This is a genomic window from Pseudomonas sp. HP_14 (assembly GCF_055283875.1).
This window is the reverse complement of the sequence record NZ_JBTOQI010000011.1, coordinates 84,820-101,185: the sequence shown is the minus strand read 5'-3', so window position 1 is coordinate 101,185 and position 16,366 is coordinate 84,820. Positions and strand designations below refer to the sequence as shown.

Sequence of the window (16,366 nt, the reverse complement as noted above, 5' to 3'; positions counted from 1 at the left end):
TAAAGAAATTACTGTCTGGCCTGACGCCATCGCGAGCAAGCTCGCTCCTACAGAGAAGCGGCGCTGTTACCAATAATTCTCGACAACCACCTGCCCCGGCCGACGCGTCAGGTTCAGGTTCATGTCGCGTGCTTTAAGTAGCGCGCGCGTGTCTTCGATCATCTGCGGGTTGCCGCAGATCATCACGCGAGACTGCTCGGGATTCAGCGGCAGACCGGCAGCTTTCTCCAGCTCGCCGTTCTCGATCAACTGCGTGATCCGGCCACTCAGTGCGCCTGGAATCTGCTCGCGTGTGACCACCGGCAGGTAGATCAGCTTGTCGGCATACCCGGCGAGATAATCGCGCTCTGTCAGCCCCGCGATCAGTTGCTGATACGCCAGCTCCTTCTCCTCCCGGGCGCTGTACACCAGAACGATCCGCTCGAATTTCTCCCAGACCTCGAAGTCCTGCAGGATCGACAGAAACGGCGCGACACCAGTGCCTGTGGATAACAGCCACAGGTCGCGACCGTCCGTAAACCGGTCCACAGTCAGGTAACCCGTCGCCAGCTTTTCGATGAGTAGCGTGTCGCCTTCACGCAGTCGGCTCAGCTCGCTCGTAAACTCGCCACCCGGCACCACAATGGAGAAGAACTCCAGAAACTCGTCATGCGGTGAAGAAGCCATTGAATAAGCACGCCAAACGATGCTGCCGTCCGGCTTCGTGACTCCCAGACGCGCAAACTGTCCGGCCCGGAAGCGAAAGCCCGGATCACGGGTCGTTCGCAACGTGAACAGGCTTGGGGTCAACGGCGTGACGTTTAGCAGCGTCTGGCGGGTGTACTTTTCTTCACTGGCGGTCATGGTCAAACCTGACTCCTGCACGTAATCGGATGCGCCCAGTGTCCCGCAAAGTGCGGTGGATAAACACCGCCGGTTTGTAGTGACATCCTTGACTCGTTGCTCTAGTCACGCGTTTAGACTGTTTCATTCTTGGGTCTATAGCGGTGGATTCAAACGCTGACCGGGTGAATAGGACAAAGCCCGGCGTTGCAACGGTTCGGCATTGTGACCTTTGATCTATGGGATAAAACGCCAGTACTCCACCTGTCCGTGATGACTGCAAGGCGAAGTTTAGGGACGGGATTCTTCCTACACTAAAAAGTGGCTACGGAAAATCACTGACACGCCATGGAGGCGACAAAAAATGGGGAGCAAGTCTCTTGAGGCTTTGCACAGGTACGACGTCAAGCCTCTGACTGCGAGGGAAGTCGAAATACTGAAATGGACGGCCGAAGGAAAAACAGCGGGCGACATCGCCGTAATTCTGGGTCTGAAGGAACGTACCGTACATTTTCATATGGCCAATGCGATCGTGAAGATGGGGGCCTGCAACAAGACAGCGGCAGTGGTACAGGCGGCGCTCAGAGGAATGTTTTGAGCCAACCGCTCACCGACACGTGCCAAGCGCCAAAAAGCACGTAAAATCTCCTTCCTCTACCAGCCCGCAGCCATGGGCTTAGGTGACCCATCGTCGATTGACCAGAGTTTCCCCGCCCATGCCGTTGCTTGATACTCCGTTCGCCCAGCTTGATCTTATCCGCCAACCGGAACAGCAAGATGAACCGCTCCAAGCGTTCGACGCTGCTGATGAATATCTGCTCAATTACGTGGCGGAGCATGGCCTGACGCTGCAAAGCAAGGTGCTGGTGCTTAACGACAGCTTCGGCGCGCTGGCAGTCAGCCTTGCTCAGCATGCGACGGTCACCAGCAGCACTGACTCTTATCTGGCGGCTCATGGCTTGCAGAAAAACCTGGTGCGCAATGGCATGGCCTACGATGCGGTCACCCTGGTTCCGGCCAGCGAAGCCAGCGTTGGCCCGTTCGACTGGGTGCTGATTCGTGTACCAAAAACCCTCGCCTTGCTGGAGGAGCAATTGATACGCCTGCAAGGCCAATTGGCTCCCGGCGCCCGGGTCGTCGCAGCCGCGATGGTCAAGCATCTGCCCCGTTCGGCCGGAGATCTGCTGGAAGAATACGTCGGCCCGGTCAGCGCGTCCCTCGCAGTGAAAAAAGCCAGGCTGTTGTGCGCGACACCACAACCCAAAGAACTGGCCTCTTCGCCCTATCCGACCCGCTACACGCTGGATGAGCCTGTGATCGAGCTGGTGAACCACGCCAACGTGTTCTGCCGTGAAGGGCTGGACATTGGCACCCGTGCATTTCTGCCTTATCTGCCAAAGAATCTGGGCAACGCCCGGGTTGCGGACCTCGGTTGCGGCAATGGCGTATTGGCGATTGCCAGCGCTCTGGCCAACCCCCAAGCGCAGTACACGCTGGTCGACGAGTCATACATGGCGGTGCAGTCGGCAGAGCAGAACTGGCGCGCGGCACTGGGCGACCGTGAAGTCGTGATGCGCGCCGATGACGGCCTGGCAGGTCAGGAACCAGACTCTCTGGATGTGGTGTTATGCAACCCGCCTTTCCACCAACAGCAGGTGGTGGGTGACTTCCTGGCGTGGCGCATGTTCCAGCAGTCTCGTGCCGCACTGGTTCCCGGTGGTGCGTTGTATGTGGTGGGCAATCGTCATCTGGGCTACCACACCAAACTGGCACGGCTGTTTCGCGGCGTCGAGCAAATCGCTGCAACGCCGAAGTTCGTGATTCTCAAGGCACGCAAGTAATAACCCCGGGCCCTAACCATACCCCTGTAGGAGCTGCCGAAGGCTGCGAACCCGTTTTTCCTGATAAACCGCTGTTCGCAGCCTTCGGCAGCTCCTACAGGATCAATATCGGGATGGTAAAAAAAACCCTCCAGTGGAGGGTTGTAAAACCGCGTCGATGGGACGCGGGATGGGATTCGAAATCAGTGGGTCGTCAAACCAGCAGCGTTCATGAACAGCCGCAGTACGCTGGCGACAATGAACAGCGCGAACACGCTCGCAGCCCAGATGCCAGCCAACCATGCCAGACGCTGCCACAACGGTTTTTTCAACGCCGGGTCTTGCTCATCATGAAAAGATTCTTTGCCTGACATCGCCAGTCTCCCCTCTACTGATAGCCCCAACGCCGGACGTCGGGGCAGATATCTGCTAGTGGTAGCCGTCTTCGTGGGTAACCTTGCCGCGGAACACGTAGTAGCTCCAGAAGGTGTAACCCAGGATGAACGGGATGATGAACAGCGTCCCCACCAGCATGAAGCCCTGACTCTGCGGTGGCGACGAAGCCTCCCAGATAGAGATCGATGGCGGGATGATGTTTGGCCACAAGCTGATACCCAGACCGCTGTAGCCAAGGAAAATCAGCAGCAGGGTCAACAGGAACGGCGTGTAGTTAGCGTTACGCGCCACAGCTTTGAACAAGCCATACATGGTTACCAGCACCAGAATCGGCACTGGCAGGAACCAGAACAGGTTCGGCAGTGTGAACCAGCGGTTAGCGATGTCGGGGTGAGCCAACGGCGTCCATAGGCTTACCACACCCATCACAACCAACACCGCGATTGCCAATGGACGAGCCAGATCATGCATGGCTTTTTGCAGTGCACCTTCGGTCTTCATGATCAACCAAGTGCAACCCAGTAGCGCATACGCCACGATCAATGCAAGGCCGCAGAACATGGAAAACGGGGTGAGCCAATCCAGGCCACCACCTGCAAACTGGCGATCAACCACCGGAATGCCATCGATAAACGCGCCCAGTGCAACACCCTGAAAGAACGTCGCAGCCAGTGAGCCACCGATAAAGGCCTTGTCCCACAGGTGACGCTTCTCATCAGTGGCCTTGAAGCGGAACTCAAACGCCACGCCGCGGAAGATCAGGCCAATCAGCATCAGGATCAACGGCAGGTAAAGCGCCGACAACACCACCGAGTAAGCCAGCGGGAAAGCGCCGAACAAACCCGCGCCGCCCAATACCAGCCAGGTCTCGTTGCCGTCCCAGACGGGAGCGACGGTGTTCATCATCACGTCACGGTCGGTCTTGTCCTTCATGAACGGGAAGAGAATCCCGATCCCGAGGTCGAAGCCGTCCATGACCACGTACATCATTACGCCGAAGATAATGATGATTGCCCAGATAAGTGGAAGATCAATACCCATGACTCAATTCCCCTTATTCAGGCTGTCGTGGTTAAGCGAGTCTTCGTTGCCTTCTTCAGCAGCGGAGAGCGGACGAGCCGGAGTACGTTGCTGACCTGGGCCACCGGTAGGCTGATGGTCCTCATGAACCTTCGGACCTTTACGCACCAGACGCATCATGTAGCCAAGGCCTGCGCCAAACAGCACGAAATAGACCACGACGAACAAGACCAGGGTAATGCTCATCTGCGCAACGCTATGACCGGATGAAGCATCAGCCGTGCGCATCAGACCGTAAACAACCCACGGCTGACGGCCGATTTCAGTGGTGAACCAGCCTGCCAGGATCGCGATCAGGCCTGATGGGCCCATCCACAAGGCCAGGTAAAGGAACGCGCGGGATTGATACAGCGTGCCGCGCTTGCGCAGCCACAGGCTCCACAGGCCAGTGAAGATCATCAGGAAGCCAAGGCCCACCATGACCCGGAACGACCAGAACACGACAGTCGAGTTGGGACGGTCTTCAGGCTTGAACTCTTTCAGCGCCGGGACTTGTTTGTCCAGGCTGTGCGTCAGGATCAGGCTGCCCAGATACGGGATTTCAACCGCGTACTTGGTGCGCTCTTCTTTCATGTCCGGCCAGCCGAACAGGATCAACGGCGTTGGCTCATCGCCAACGTTTTCCCAGTGGCCTTCAATTGCAGCGATTTTTGCCGGTTGATGCTTGAGGGTATTCAGACCATGGAAGTCTCCGACCACTGCCTGCAAAGGCGCGACCAGCAAGGCCATCCACATGGCCATCGACAGCATCTTGCGGATCTGCGGCGTGTCGCGACCGCGGAGCAAGTGCCACGCTGCGGACGAACCGACGAAGAATGCGGTCGCCACGAATGCAGCGATGGACATGTGCGCAAGACGGTAAGGGAACGACGGGTTGAAGACCACTGCGAACCAGTCAGTCGGGATCACCCGGCCGTCGATGATTTCGTAACCTTGTGGGGTCTGCATCCAGCTATTGGAGGACAGAATCCAGAAAGTCGAGATCAGGGTGCCGATGGCGACCATGACCGTAGAGAAAAAGTGCAGGTTGCGGCCGACGCGGTTCCAGCCGAACAGCATCACGCCCAGGAAACCGGCTTCGAGGAAGAACGCCGTGAGCACTTCGTACGTCAGCAGCGGCCCGGTGACGGCCCCGGCAAAGTCGGAGAAGCGGCTCCAGTTCGTACCAAACTGATACGCCATGACCAGACCGGAAACCACGCCCATGCCGAAGTTGACGGCAAAGATCTTCGACCAGAAATGGTAAAGATCGCGATAGACGTTGTTGTGGGTCTTGAGCCACAGGCCTTCGAGTACGGCCAGGTAACTTGCCAGACCAATGGTAATGGCAGGAAACAGGATGTGGAACGAGATGGTAAACGCGAACTGAATTCGGGCGAGCTCAATTGCATCCAAACCGAACATTAGGTCTTCCTCTATCAGGTGATACGGCCGGTGACCCCGAGGTCAGCAGCCACTGCCCCCACAGGTAAGGAGCGCGGCAGGTTGAAAACGTTCTGGGCTGAGGATGAAAAGTAACCAGACTTTTCCGGCCGCCCATCGCGCAACCTTGAATCCGTCAAGTCGTCTGCCGTTTCTTTTGCCTTGCAGGCATTGACGCAGATCAACTGACTGTCAAAGAGTAGTCCCATTCGAGCGTTTCGGACGTGTGGTCTTTTGCCGCGTGGCGAGTTGTCTCACTGCTCTAGGTCGCAGAGCCAGCGGCTTGTCACAACATCCGCAAGCACAATGATCATTCACACAAGCGCTGAAAAAAACCGCGCTTTAGGATCCAATCTGTCAGGCTTTTCATGCAACTAACTGTTACAAACTGATAATCTGGCGGCTCTCTCCTGCTTGGCTGTTGTTGCTCATGTCGACTCAAGCCCCTGTGTTACTGCGCCACCACCGTCCGTTCGTCGCTTTCTGGTTCGCCCGCATCTTCACCGCCAGCGGTTTTCAAATGCTGACGGTGGCCATTGGCTGGAATCTTTATCAGTTGACCGGCAACGTGCTGGACTTGGGCCTGGTGGGTCTGGTGGAGTTCGCGCCGCGCGTACTGTTCATGCTCCACACCGGGCATGTGGCGGATCGCTACGACCGACGCAAAGTGGCCGCCATCTGCCAGACCGCGCAGGCCTGTATCGCGCTTGCGCTGTTCATCGGCAGCAGCACCGACAGCGTGACACGGGAAATGATCTTCATCCTGGCCTTCGCGCTGGGGGCTTCGCGCTCGTTCGAGATGCCGACTACTCAAGCCTTGCTACCGAGTATCGTGCCGCCCGCGCTGTTTCCCCGGGCTGTGGCTGCGGCGCAGTCCGCGCAGCAATCGGCAACCATCGTCGCGCCTGCGCTGGGCGGTTTTCTGTATGCCTTTGGCAGCAGCTGGGTGTATGGACCAACGGTCCTGCTGTACGTGATTGCCTGTTCGCTGATGCTCAGCCTGCCCGCCCGTCAGACACCGCTGAACAAGAACAAGGCGACGCTGGACTCGCTGCTGGCCGGGATTCGCTTCATCCGCAGCCGTCCGGATGTGCTCGGCGCTATTTCGCTGGACCTGTTCGCCGTGCTTCTGGGCGGCGCGACAGCACTATTACCGGTCTTTGCCAAAGACATCCTGCTAACCGGACCGTGGGGTCTGGGCATGCTGCGCTCGGCACCGGCAGTCGGCGCGCTGGCGATGTCGTTGTGGCTCGCGCACTTCAATGTCGAGCGGCATGTAGGCCGCGTGATGTTTACCGCTGTCGGCGTGTTCGGGGTGGCGACCATCGCTTTCGGCCTGTCTACCTCGTTCTGGTTTTCCATGGCCGTGCTGGTGGTGCTTGGCGCAGCGGACATGATCAGCATGGTGATCCGCGCGTCCTTCGTCCAACTGGAAACCCCGGATGAAATGCGTGGCCGGGTCAGCGCGGTCAACGGTCTATTCATTGGTGCCTCGAATCAACTCGGCGAGTTTGAATCAGGCCTAACTGCCCATTGGTTTGGCGTGGTCCCGGCTGTGGTCATGGGCGGCGTCGGCACCCTGGCCGTGACCGGCATCTGGATAAAGCTGTTCCCGACCCTGGCCAACCGCGACCGCATGCGAGATGTGGTGGCCGAGGCGGAAGAGCAAAACAGCGTACCCACGCGTTAGTCTGCACAAGCGCGCCTTGTGTCCACGGCACGCCGCTGTCGCGAAGCCAAAGGGTGCCCCTGTAGGAGCCAACTTGTTGGCGAGACGTCGGACCTGCATGGTCAGAAATTCCGCCTCGCCAACAAGTTAGCTCCTACAAGGTCTGCAGGTTCAGATGAACGATTCGCAGCCTTCGGCAGTTCCTACAGGATCATCCGGCGCAAGGCGTTGACCAGTCGGTCGTAAGATCGATCCGCTTCAACCGCCAGCCCCTTGGCGCGCAAGTAGCCATGCACCAACCCGTCCCCTGCATCAAAAAAAGTCGAGACTCCCGCTTTGCGAAGACGCTGCTCATAAGCCACGCCGTCATCATGCAGAGGATCAAACTGCGCAACACTGATAAATGCCGGGGCAAGCCCGCTGAAATCGTCGGCAAGCAAAGGCATGGCATACGGCGACCAACAATCTTCAGGCTGGCTCAGGTACAACGCCCAGCATTCGTCCATTTCGGCGCGACTCAACAAAGGTGCGTCGGCGCATTCGCTACGCGATGGCAGATCCTCCTCGCTGCCCAGTGCCGGATAAATCAGTGCCTGACCGTTGGGCTGTGGATAACCACCATCACGCAATGCCAGACACAGGGCCGCAGCAAGATTGCCTCCCGCACTGTCACCCGCGACAGCGACCCGGGAGGCATCAATGCCCAACCAGTCAGCCTGCGCCTGAACCGCATGCCATACCGCCACACAATCCTCAAACGGCGCGGGGAAAGGATGTTCAGGTGCCAACCGATAATCCACTGCAATCACCACGCATCCCACATCAACCGCCAATGCCGCCGTGATGAAGTCATGGGAATCGAGGCCGCCCACGATCCATCCACCGCCGTGCAGGTAAATCACGCAGGGAGCGGCCGTTTCCGCGGGCAGATGTGCCGGGCGATAAAGACGAACCGGCACGTCAGCCAGCTGGAAATCCGTCACCTCAAGCCCTGCCGGGCGAGGCGCGTCGAATGCCTGGGACATCCGCGTATACGCCGCACGATGGCCGGGGTAGTCGGACGCGGTAGAAGTCAGGCTCAACGTTTTATCAACAAAGGCTCTGAGCTCTGGGGACAACGGGTAGCGATCGTTCATAAGGCTGGCCTTCACCCTGTGGGAGCAGAGCTTGCTCGCGATAGGATATACACACCTGCTTACTTGTTGACCGCAGCCATCACCACCGGCGCCGCATCCTTGCCATCAAACGTAGTGACCCCTGCCAGCCATCGTTTCAGGTCCTGAGGATTGTCCTTGAGCCACTGTCGGGCAACTTCGTCCGGGGCTTTGCGGTCCACGATGGGCACCATCATCTGGCTCTCCTGAGCTGCGGTGAAGGTCAGATTGCTCAGCAACTTGCTGACGTTCGGGCAGCGTTGCGCGTAGTCCGGTGCCGTAACGGTAGACACTGTGGCCGCGCCCTCTCCCGGCCCGAATACATCTTCGCTCCCGGTCAGATACGCCAGCTTCATGTTGATATTCATCGGATGCGGGGTCCAGCCGACAAACACCACCCACTCGCCGCGCTTGACCGCACGCGCCACCGCCGCGAGCATTCCGGCCTCGCCAGACTCCACTAGCTGGAACCCGCCCAGGCCGAATTGATTTTTGTCGATCATGCCCTTGATATTGGCGTTGGCACCGGTCCCAGGCTCAATGCCATAGATCTTGCCGCCGAGCTTGTCTTTGAATTTTGCGATATCACCAAATGTCCTCAGGCCACCCGCAGCGACATAATCGGGCACTGCCAAGGTAGCCTGAGCATCGCTCATGCTCGGCTTATCGAGCACCTTCACTTGGTTGGCAGCCACAAACGGCGCGATGTTTTTGTCCATCGCGGGCTTCCAGTAACCAAGGAATATGTCGAGTCGATCATCGCGCAAACCGCCGAAAATGATCTGCTGGGCCGCACTGGTCTGTTTGACGTCGTACCCCATGTTCTTGAGCAACACTTCAGCGACCGCGCTGGTCGCCACAACGTCAGTCCAGTTCACCACGCCCATACGCACGTTCTGGCACTTGGCGGGTTCGGCCGCCAGCAAAGCAGTACTGCTCAGCATCAGTACCCCGCAACTGATGTGACGGATAAATCTGTTCATGCGCGCTTCCTCGGTCGGCAGGTTGTTTTTTGATTTTTTGATTTTTCGAACAACTGCGGCCATGCGAATGCGGCACGCGACAACAACTTACCCAGCAGCACGCAGCACAAAACGCACCAGCGCGACCTGTGCTTGCACTCTGGCGACATTGAACGGGTTGTGATCAACAACCTGACCTTTGGATATTGTGTTGACCTTCAACCCGACCCTACTGAAGAAACACAAGTCCTGTGGGAGCCGAGCTTGCTCGCGACAAACGATGACGCGGTACAGATGAAAACCGCGCCGAACTCATCGCTGGCAAGCCTCGCTCCCACAAGTCCAGGCTTAACGAGCCTGCAAGTGGGGCATCAAAAGGGCTACAACACCTTATCCAGCGTAATCGGAAAGTCCCGAACGCGCTTGCCCGTAGCGTGATAAACCGCGTTGGCAACCGCCGCTGCGACACCAACAATGCCAATTTCACCAACCCCCTTGGAACCCAGCGCATTGACGATCGTGTCATTTTCTTCGACGAAAATCACATCAATGTCGCCGATATCGGCGTTAACCGGGATGTGGTATTCCGCAAGGCTGTGATTCATGAAGCGCCCCAGCGTGTGATCGCTCTGGGTCTCTTCCTGCAAAGCCATGCCGAGCCCCCATACCACGCCGCCGAGGATCTGGCTGCGAGCCATTTTCGGGTTGACCACTCGACCTGCCGCGACCGCGCTGACTACCCGGCTGACACGAATCGTGCCCAGGTCTTCATCGACCAGCACCTCGACAAATACTGCCGAATGAGTGGCTGTGGCATAACCCTCACGCTTCGCATCCGGCTCGGCATCCACCTGAACCTGCAGACCTTCAGGCCAACTGCTCAGCACCTCACTCAATGCCAATTGATGATCGCCCAACGACACGCACCCATTGGCCACGGTCATTTGCTCGACCTGCGCGGCATGAAACTTCGCATCAATCTGCCCCGCCGCCACGAACAATTTCTCGCGTAACGCTTTGCTGGCTTGCTGCACAGCGCTCCCCACAGAAGAGACAGTGAACGAACCACCTTGCAGAGGTGCCGTAGGCAATGAAGAGTCGCCAAGCAGGAAGGTCGTATCTTCCACGGACACACCCGCAGCCTCTGCCGCAATCTGGGTCATGACCGTATAAGTGCCGGTGCCGATATCGGTGGTCGCGCTACTGACCGTCAGCCTGCCCTGCGCGTCGATATGCGCCTTGGCACTGGCTTTCATCTGCATGGCTTCCCAGACACCACCCGCCATGCCCCAACCTATGAGCTGTCGACCTTCGCGCATGCTGCGTGGCTCAGGATTACGATGGCTCCAGCCAAAGCGATCAGCGCCTTGGGCGTAGCAGGCACGCAACTGTTTGCTGGAGTACGGTTTGTCTTCATTGCCATTACGTTCGGCATAGTTGGCCAAACGCAGCTGTACAGGGTCCATCGCCAACGCAATTGCCAGTTCATCCATGGCACATTCCAGCCCGATCAGGCCCAGCGCAGCACCCGGGGCGCGCATGTCCAACGGGGTGTATACGTCCAGCGGTGCCAACTTGTAGGTGAGTTCAACGTTGTCGCACTTATAGAGCATGCCGCTCCATTCCACGACGTGCTCGCTGAAATCTTCAAAACGAGACGTCTGGCCGATTGCCTCGTGCCCGACGGCCAACAACCGACCGTCACCTGTCGCGCCCAGACGCAGGTGCTGCAACGTGCGCGGACGATAGCCAAAGGTAAACATCTGTTGCCGAGTCAGGGTTACGCGCACCGAACGTTTCAGCTCCAGCGCCGCCATCACCGCCAGCGGCAGTTGATACTGCGGACGCAAACCCGAGCCAAATGCCCCGCCGACAAACGCAGCCAGCACCTGAATCTTGTCTTTATCAATGCCGAAGACCTTGTGCAGATAGTCCTGGCAGTTTTGCGGGCCTTGAGTCTTGTCGTGAACCTGCAGGCTGCCATCGTCCCTGTAAAAAACCGTCGAGGCGTGGGGTTCCATCGGGTTGTGATGTTCGACCGGCGTGCTGTAGTGCACATCGACCGTCGAGGCGGCATTGGCGAATTCAGCCTGAAAGTCACCGCGTGGCTTGGGTAACTCGACGGGCGCGGCGTAACTGTCGCCCTGCACCACCAACAGATCGGTTTCATGCGCCTCGACCAGATACTCGATACGCACCAGAGAACCGGCATAACGCGCCAGCTCAAGGGTTTCGGCAACGACCAAGGCCAGCGGCTGACCGCTGTACATCACTCGATCGTTATATAGCGGACGGAATGGCGAACCGTCAGCGGAGTCCGCGTCTTCGTAACTCTCGTCGTAGCTGGCCAGTTTGGGACGATTCTTGTGATCGAGGACCATCAATACGCCCGGCACACGCAGCGCGTCGGTAATGTCGATATGCGTCACACGGCCACGGGCGATGGTGCTGGAGACGACACTGCCGTGCAGCAGGCCAGTTTCAGGGTACTCGCCAGCATAACGCGCCTGGCCAGTGACTTTGAGCTTGCCATCAACCCGGTCCAGCGCTTGGCCCAGTGGCGAAACAGGCGTGTTCATCAGGCGTCTCCTCCTACGGCAGCATCACTGAGGGCGCGAATGATCGCCCGACGTGCCAGTCTGACTTTAAAGGCGTTGTGCTCCAGCGGTTCGGCGTCAGCCAGCAGAGCGTCTGCGGCGGCGGCGAAGTTCTCGCGGGAGACGGGCTTGCCGATCAGCATTTGCTCGACGAGCTTATCGCGCCATGGCTTGTGAGCCACGCCGCCAAGTGCCAGGCGCGCATTGCGGATGACGTCGCCATCAAGCTCAAGTGATGCAGCAACTGATATCAACGCAAAGGCATAGGAAGCGCGATCGCGAATTTTCAGGTACTTGCCCTGCCCTGCAAAGCCAGGCGCTGGCAGCTCAACGGCGGTAATCAGCTCGTCGTCGGCCAGTTGGTTATCGCGCTGAGGCGCATCGCCAGGCAGGCGGTGGAAGTCAGCAAATTCAATGGTGCGCTGACCGGCTCGGCCTTGAACGTGGACCACGGCTTCCAGCGCTGCCAGGGCCACACACATATCCGAAGGATGAGTGGCGACGCATTCATCACTGGCCCCAAGAATCGCGTGAATCCGGTTCAGACCATCACGCGCCGGGCAGCCACTGCCGGGCTCACGTTTGTTGCAGGGCACGGTGGAGTCATAGAAGTAGTAGCAACGCGTGCGCTGTAGCAGGTTGCCGCCCGTGCTCGCCATGTTGCGCAACTGCGGCGATGCACCGGCCAGTACCGCCTGGGACAGCAATGAGTAGCGCTCTTCGATCAATGGATGCCAGGCCAGATCGGCGTTGCTCACCAAAGCACCAATCATCAGACCACCGTCGGCCGTTTCGCTGATGGTGTTCAGTGGCAACCGGGTGATGTCGATCAAATGCTCGGGACGATCGATATTTTCTTTCATCAGGTCGAGCAGATTCGTGCCGCCCGCGATAAACCGGGTCGCTGCGCCGCTCAGGTTAACGGCTTCGTTGACACTGGTCGGGCGACTGTAAGTAAAGGGATTCATCGGCTGCCCCCCGCTTTCTCGAAGCTGGCCATCTGCGGCAGCGCTTCCTCCACGGCCGCGAGGATGTTGCTGTAGGCGCCGCAACGGCACAGATTGCCGCTCATCAGTTCCTGTATTTCCGCGGGGCTTTGAGCCTTGCCCTCGTTGGCCAGGCCTACAGCGGAGCAGATCTGCCCCGGCGTGCAGTAGCCGCACTGGAAGGCGTCATGTTTGATGAAGGCTTGCTGCATCGGGTGCAACCGGTCGCCGTCAGCCAGCCCTTCAATGGTAGTCAGTTCGGCGCCATCGCACATGATCGCCAGCGTCAGGCAGGCGTTGATGCGCTTGCCGTCGCGCAACACAGTGCACGCGCCACATTGACCGTGGTCGCAGCCTTTTTTGGTGCCGATCAGATCAAGCTGGTCCCGAAGCAGGTCCAGCAATGTGGTCCACGGCTGAACGTTGAGCTGTCGCGGCTGACCATTGAGGGTCAGGCATATCGCGTGGCCAGCGAAATCCTGGGGGGTCGGTGAACTCATGGGAACCTCACGGTAGGTACTCGTACAGCGCAGTTTTCTGCGTCTTAAGGGGTACGACTCGCGGGGTTTGGCAATCGTTCAGGGTTTGTTGACGGGCGTGGATTCAGGGGGTGGTGTGTGATTTGGACGGCATCTGGGCGATAAACGATGATGCAGAGAGTCTTCTGGCCGCGTCTCATGTATCGCGGGCAAGCACCGCACACAGGATGCACGCCAGCCTGTAAGCCAGGATTCACACAGGAATTTGCGCCAGACGCTGACCTGTGGGAGCGGTGCTTGCCCGCGATGCAGTCGATGAGATCTACAGCGAACCGCTGCCCAGCACTGTTTCAGAGAAATCTGAAGAATGCAGCAACCCACCAGTCATCGGCAGGCAGTCACAAACACATTCGGCTGGTATGATGCGCGGCTTTTTCCGACCAGCACAAAATCCGCGGGCCGCTTCGGCAGTCTGTGCTTTGCTGTTCTAGTCGATTCATTCACGGCGCAGGCGCGTCACCGGGAGCCAGACATGCTGGAACGGCTGTTTCAACTCAAGGCACACAACACCAACGTGCGCACCGAGATTCTCGCGGGCGTCACGACCTTTCTGGCGATGGCCTACATCCTGTTCGTCAACCCGAGCATCCTCAGCGCAACCGGCATGGACAAGGGCGCGCTGTTCGTCGCCACGTGCCTTGCCGCAGCCATTGGTTCGGCGACCATGGGCATCATCGCCAACTACCCGATTGCGCTTGCGCCGGGCATGGGCCTGAATGCGTTCTTTACCTACACCGTCGTGCTGCACATGGGCCATACCTGGCAGGTCGCCCTGGGCGCGGTATTTATTTCGGCCGTGATGTTTTTCATCCTGTCGATCTTTCGCATCCGCGAATGGATCATCAACAGCATCCCGCTGCCGCTACGCTCGGCGATTGCCGCAGGCATCGGTCTGTTTCTGGCGTTGATCGCCCTGCACAACGCTGGCATCGTGGTCAGCAACCCGGCCACCATGGTCGGCATGGGTGATCTGAAGCAACCGGCACCGGTTCTCGCCACACTGGGCTTCTTCCTGATCGTCGCGCTGGAAAAACTGAACGTTCGTGGCGCCGTGCTGATCGGTATTCTGGCCGTGACCATCGTCTCGATTCTGCTGGGCTTCACGCCATTCGGTGGCGTGGTCTCGATGCCACCTTCGCTGGCGCCGACCTTCCTGCAACTGGACATCAAGGGCGCTTTTGATGTCGGCTTGATCAGCGTGATCTTCGCCTTCCTGTTCGTTGACCTGTTCGACAACTCCGGCACCTTGATCGGCGTCGCCAAACGCGCCGGGCTGATGGACAAGAACGGTCACATGCCGAAAATGGGCCGTGCGTTGATCGCCGACAGCACGGCCGCCATGGCCGGTTCGCTGTTGGGCACCTCGACCACCACCAGTTACATCGAATCAGCTGCTGGCGTGAGTGCGGGCGGCCGTACCGGTTTGACCGCCATCGTCGTCGCAATCCTGTTCCTGCTGGCGTTGTTCTTCGCGCCTTTGGCAAGCAGTGTTCCGGCGTTTGCCACGGCTCCTGCCCTGCTGTTCGTTGCGGTGCTGATGACCTCCGGTCTGGCCGAAATCGACTGGGATGATCTGTCGGTTGCAGCGCCTGTCGTGATCACTGCACTGGCGATGCCGTTCACCTATTCCATCGCCAATGGCATCGCCTTTGGTTTCATCGCCTGGACAGGCATCAAATTGTTGTCAGGCCGGTGGCGTGAGCTGAATCCCGCGCTGGTGATCCTGTCGATTCTGTTCGTTATCAAATTGGGTTGGTTCCCTGCATGAGTGCAAGCATTCCTTTCGATCCTGCGAGCTACGACAGTCAGCTCCAGGCCAAAGCCGACCGCCTGCGTGAACTGCTCGCGCCGTTCGACGCGCCTGAACCTCAAATCTTCGATTCGCCGACGGCCAACTATCGGCTGCGCGCCGAGTTCCGCCTGTGGCGCGAAGACCAGAAGCGTCATTACGCGATGTTCACCCCGGGCGACAACAAGAACCCGATCCTGCTGGATGGGCTGCCCATCGCCAGCCTGCGCATCAACGCCTTGATGCCGGTGCTGCGCGACCGCTGGGAAGCCAGCAAGGTGCTCAACCACAAGCTGTTCCAGGTGGACTTTCTGACCACGCTGGCGGGCGATGCGATGATCACCCTGTGTTATCACCGCCCGCTGGACGACGAGTGGATGGCCGAGGCTGAAAAGCTTGCCGCCGAGCTGGACGTGAGCCTGATTGGCCGCTCCAAAGGTCAGCGTCTGGTCATAGGTCGTGATTACGTGACTGAAGAGCTCGAAGTCGCTGGTCGCACCTTTAGTTACCGTCAACCTGAAGGCGCGTTCACTCAGCCCAACGGGACTGTGAACCAGAAGATGCTCGACTGGGCGTACGCCGCGTTGGGCGACCGCGAAGATGATTTGCTGGAGCTGTATTGCGGCAACGGCAACTTCACCCTGCCGCTGGCGACCCGCGTGCGCAAGGTGCTGGCCACCGAGATCAGCAAAACTTCGGTAAACGCCGCATTGAGCAACCTGGCCGACAACGCGGTGGATAACGTAACGCTGGTGCGTTTATCTGCTGAGGAACTGACTCAGGCACTGAATGAAGTGCGTCCGTTCCGACGCCTGAATGGCGTGGACCTGAAGAGCTATGATTTCGGCAGCGTTTTCGTCGACCCGCCCCGCGCCGGGATGGACCCGGACACCTGTGAGCTGACCCGCCGCTTCGAGCGCATCCTGTACATCTCGTGCAACCCGGAAACCCTGGCCGCGAACATCGCCCAACTCAACGACACGCATCGTGTCGAGCGTTGCGCGCTGTTTGATCAGTTTCCGTATACCCACCATATGGAATCCGGGGTGTTGCTGGTAAGGCGCTAATGTCTTGTGGGAGCAGAGCTTGCTCGCGATATGTTCAACGCGGTGTCTGAGACCGAGTTGAAC

The 16,366-nt window shown here is 58.7% G+C and carries 14 protein-coding genes; 5 read left to right on the top strand and 9 right to left on the bottom strand.

Going from position 1 to position 16,366, the window contains the following annotated elements; all coding sequences use genetic code 11:
• Positions 1-66: 66 nt before the first annotated feature.
• Positions 67-843, bottom strand: coding sequence for a ferredoxin--NADP reductase (locus ACYASS_RS09995; RefSeq protein WP_463586175.1), 777 nt, complete (start codon positions 841-843; stop codon positions 67-69).
• A 343-nt stretch (positions 844-1,186) separates the two neighbouring features.
• Here ACYASS_RS09995 and ACYASS_RS09990 point away from each other — a divergent pair, with 343 nt between their 5' ends.
• Together ACYASS_RS09990 and ACYASS_RS09985 are read left to right on the top strand one after the other, a co-directional pair.
• Entirely contained in the window at positions 1,187-1,420 is a 234-nt protein-coding gene (locus tag ACYASS_RS09990; RefSeq protein ID WP_463586016.1) for a helix-turn-helix domain-containing protein, read from the top strand.
• Positions 1,421-1,538: 118 nt separating this feature from the next.
• On the top strand, positions 1,539-2,663 hold the full coding sequence (locus ACYASS_RS09985; RefSeq protein WP_463586015.1) for a methyltransferase: 1,125 nt from the start codon (positions 1,539-1,541) through the stop codon (positions 2,661-2,663).
• A gap of 182 nt (positions 2,664-2,845) precedes the next feature.
• Here ACYASS_RS09985 and ACYASS_RS09980 read toward each other — a convergent pair whose 3' ends face one another.
• Genes ACYASS_RS09980 through ACYASS_RS09970 form a run of 3 tightly spaced genes read right to left on the bottom strand, consistent with a single transcriptional unit; the run spans position 2,846 to position 5,522 of the window.
• Positions 2,846-3,016: a DUF2474 domain-containing protein gene (locus tag ACYASS_RS09980; RefSeq protein WP_087272625.1), complete on the bottom strand. Its 171-nt coding sequence runs from the start codon at positions 3,014-3,016 to the stop codon at positions 2,846-2,848.
• Positions 3,017-3,071: 55 nt separating this feature from the next.
• Entirely contained in the window at positions 3,072-4,079 is a 1,008-nt protein-coding gene (cydB, locus tag ACYASS_RS09975; RefSeq protein WP_122662984.1) for a cytochrome d ubiquinol oxidase subunit II, read from the bottom strand.
• A gap of 3 nt (positions 4,080-4,082) precedes the next feature.
• On the bottom strand, positions 4,083-5,522 hold the full coding sequence (locus ACYASS_RS09970) for a cytochrome ubiquinol oxidase subunit I (RefSeq protein ID WP_243245073.1): 1,440 nt from the start codon (positions 5,520-5,522) through the stop codon (positions 4,083-4,085).
• A 448-nt stretch (positions 5,523-5,970) separates the two neighbouring features.
• Here ACYASS_RS09970 and ACYASS_RS09965 point away from each other — a divergent pair, with 448 nt between their 5' ends.
• Complete coding sequence (locus tag ACYASS_RS09965) at positions 5,971-7,230, top strand: MFS transporter (RefSeq protein WP_243245075.1); 1,260 nt, start codon at positions 5,971-5,973, stop codon at positions 7,228-7,230.
• A gap of 182 nt (positions 7,231-7,412) precedes the next feature.
• Here the strand turns inward: ACYASS_RS09965 and ACYASS_RS09960 are convergent, their stop codons facing one another.
• The 5 genes from ACYASS_RS09960 to ACYASS_RS09940 all read right to left on the bottom strand — a co-directional run bounded on the left by ACYASS_RS09960 (position 7,413) and on the right by ACYASS_RS09940 (position 13,408).
• Positions 7,413-8,345, bottom strand: coding sequence for an alpha/beta hydrolase (locus ACYASS_RS09960; RefSeq protein WP_463586014.1), 933 nt, complete (start codon positions 8,343-8,345; stop codon positions 7,413-7,415).
• Between the two features lie 59 nt (positions 8,346-8,404).
• Complete coding sequence (locus ACYASS_RS09955) at positions 8,405-9,346, bottom strand: choline ABC transporter substrate-binding protein (protein ID WP_463586013.1); 942 nt, start codon at positions 9,344-9,346, stop codon at positions 8,405-8,407.
• A 359-nt stretch (positions 9,347-9,705) separates the two neighbouring features.
• Positions 9,706-11,904, bottom strand: coding sequence for a xanthine dehydrogenase family protein molybdopterin-binding subunit (locus ACYASS_RS09950; RefSeq protein WP_463586012.1), 2,199 nt, complete (start codon positions 11,902-11,904; stop codon positions 9,706-9,708).
• The gene (locus ACYASS_RS09945) at positions 11,904-12,890 is read right to left on the bottom strand and encodes an FAD binding domain-containing protein (RefSeq protein ID WP_463586011.1); all 987 of its coding nucleotides are present in this window, start codon (positions 12,888-12,890) and stop codon (positions 11,904-11,906) included. The genes ACYASS_RS09950 and ACYASS_RS09945 overlap by 1 nt, the downstream gene beginning before the upstream one ends.
• Positions 12,887-13,408 (bottom strand): (2Fe-2S)-binding protein, encoded by a 522-nt coding sequence (locus tag ACYASS_RS09940; RefSeq protein WP_463586010.1) that lies wholly within the window; start codon positions 13,406-13,408, stop codon positions 12,887-12,889. Before ACYASS_RS09940 ends, ACYASS_RS09945 begins: the two co-directional genes overlap by 4 nt.
• A 511-nt stretch (positions 13,409-13,919) precedes the next feature.
• Between ACYASS_RS09940 and ACYASS_RS09935 the strand changes: the two genes are divergently transcribed.
• Positions 13,920-15,215 carry an NCS2 family permease gene (locus ACYASS_RS09935; RefSeq protein ID WP_463586009.1) on the top strand — a complete coding sequence of 432 codons (1,296 nt, stop codon included), beginning with the start codon at positions 13,920-13,922 and terminating at the stop codon, positions 15,213-15,215.
• Positions 15,212-16,303 carry a tRNA (uridine(54)-C5)-methyltransferase TrmA gene (trmA, locus tag ACYASS_RS09930; RefSeq protein ID WP_463586008.1) on the top strand — a complete coding sequence of 364 codons (1,092 nt, stop codon included), beginning with the start codon at positions 15,212-15,214 and terminating at the stop codon, positions 16,301-16,303. Before ACYASS_RS09935 ends, trmA begins: the two co-directional genes overlap by 4 nt.
• Positions 16,304-16,366 lie beyond the last annotated feature (63 nt).

Coding starts and splice junctions, on each gene's coding strand:
- ACYASS_RS09995 (WP_463586175.1), bottom strand. CDS start 843: ATGACCGCCAGTGAAGAAAAGTACACCCGCCAGACGCTGCTAAACGTC.
- ACYASS_RS09990 (WP_463586016.1), top strand. CDS start 1,187: ATGGGGAGCAAGTCTCTTGAGGCTTTGCACAGGTACGACGTCAAGCCT.
- ACYASS_RS09985 (WP_463586015.1), top strand. CDS start 1,539: ATGCCGTTGCTTGATACTCCGTTCGCCCAGCTTGATCTTATCCGCCAA.
- ACYASS_RS09980 (WP_087272625.1), bottom strand. CDS start 3,016: ATGTCAGGCAAAGAATCTTTTCATGATGAGCAAGACCCGGCGTTGAAA.
- cydB (WP_122662984.1), bottom strand. CDS start 4,079: ATGGGTATTGATCTTCCACTTATCTGGGCAATCATCATTATCTTCGGC.
- ACYASS_RS09970 (WP_243245073.1), bottom strand. CDS start 5,522: ATGTTCGGTTTGGATGCAATTGAGCTCGCCCGAATTCAGTTCGCGTTT.
- ACYASS_RS09965 (WP_243245075.1), top strand. CDS start 5,971: ATGTCGACTCAAGCCCCTGTGTTACTGCGCCACCACCGTCCGTTCGTC.
- ACYASS_RS09960 (WP_463586014.1), bottom strand. CDS start 8,345: ATGAACGATCGCTACCCGTTGTCCCCAGAGCTCAGAGCCTTTGTTGAT.
- ACYASS_RS09955 (WP_463586013.1), bottom strand. CDS start 9,346: ATGAACAGATTTATCCGTCACATCAGTTGCGGGGTACTGATGCTGAGC.
- ACYASS_RS09950 (WP_463586012.1), bottom strand. CDS start 11,904: ATGAACACGCCTGTTTCGCCACTGGGCCAAGCGCTGGACCGGGTTGAT.
- ACYASS_RS09945 (WP_463586011.1), bottom strand. CDS start 12,890: ATGAATCCCTTTACTTACAGTCGCCCGACCAGTGTCAACGAAGCCGTT.
- ACYASS_RS09940 (WP_463586010.1), bottom strand. CDS start 13,408: ATGAGTTCACCGACCCCCCAGGATTTCGCTGGCCACGCGATATGCCTG.
- ACYASS_RS09935 (WP_463586009.1), top strand. CDS start 13,920: ATGCTGGAACGGCTGTTTCAACTCAAGGCACACAACACCAACGTGCGC.
- trmA (WP_463586008.1), top strand. CDS start 15,212: ATGAGTGCAAGCATTCCTTTCGATCCTGCGAGCTACGACAGTCAGCTC.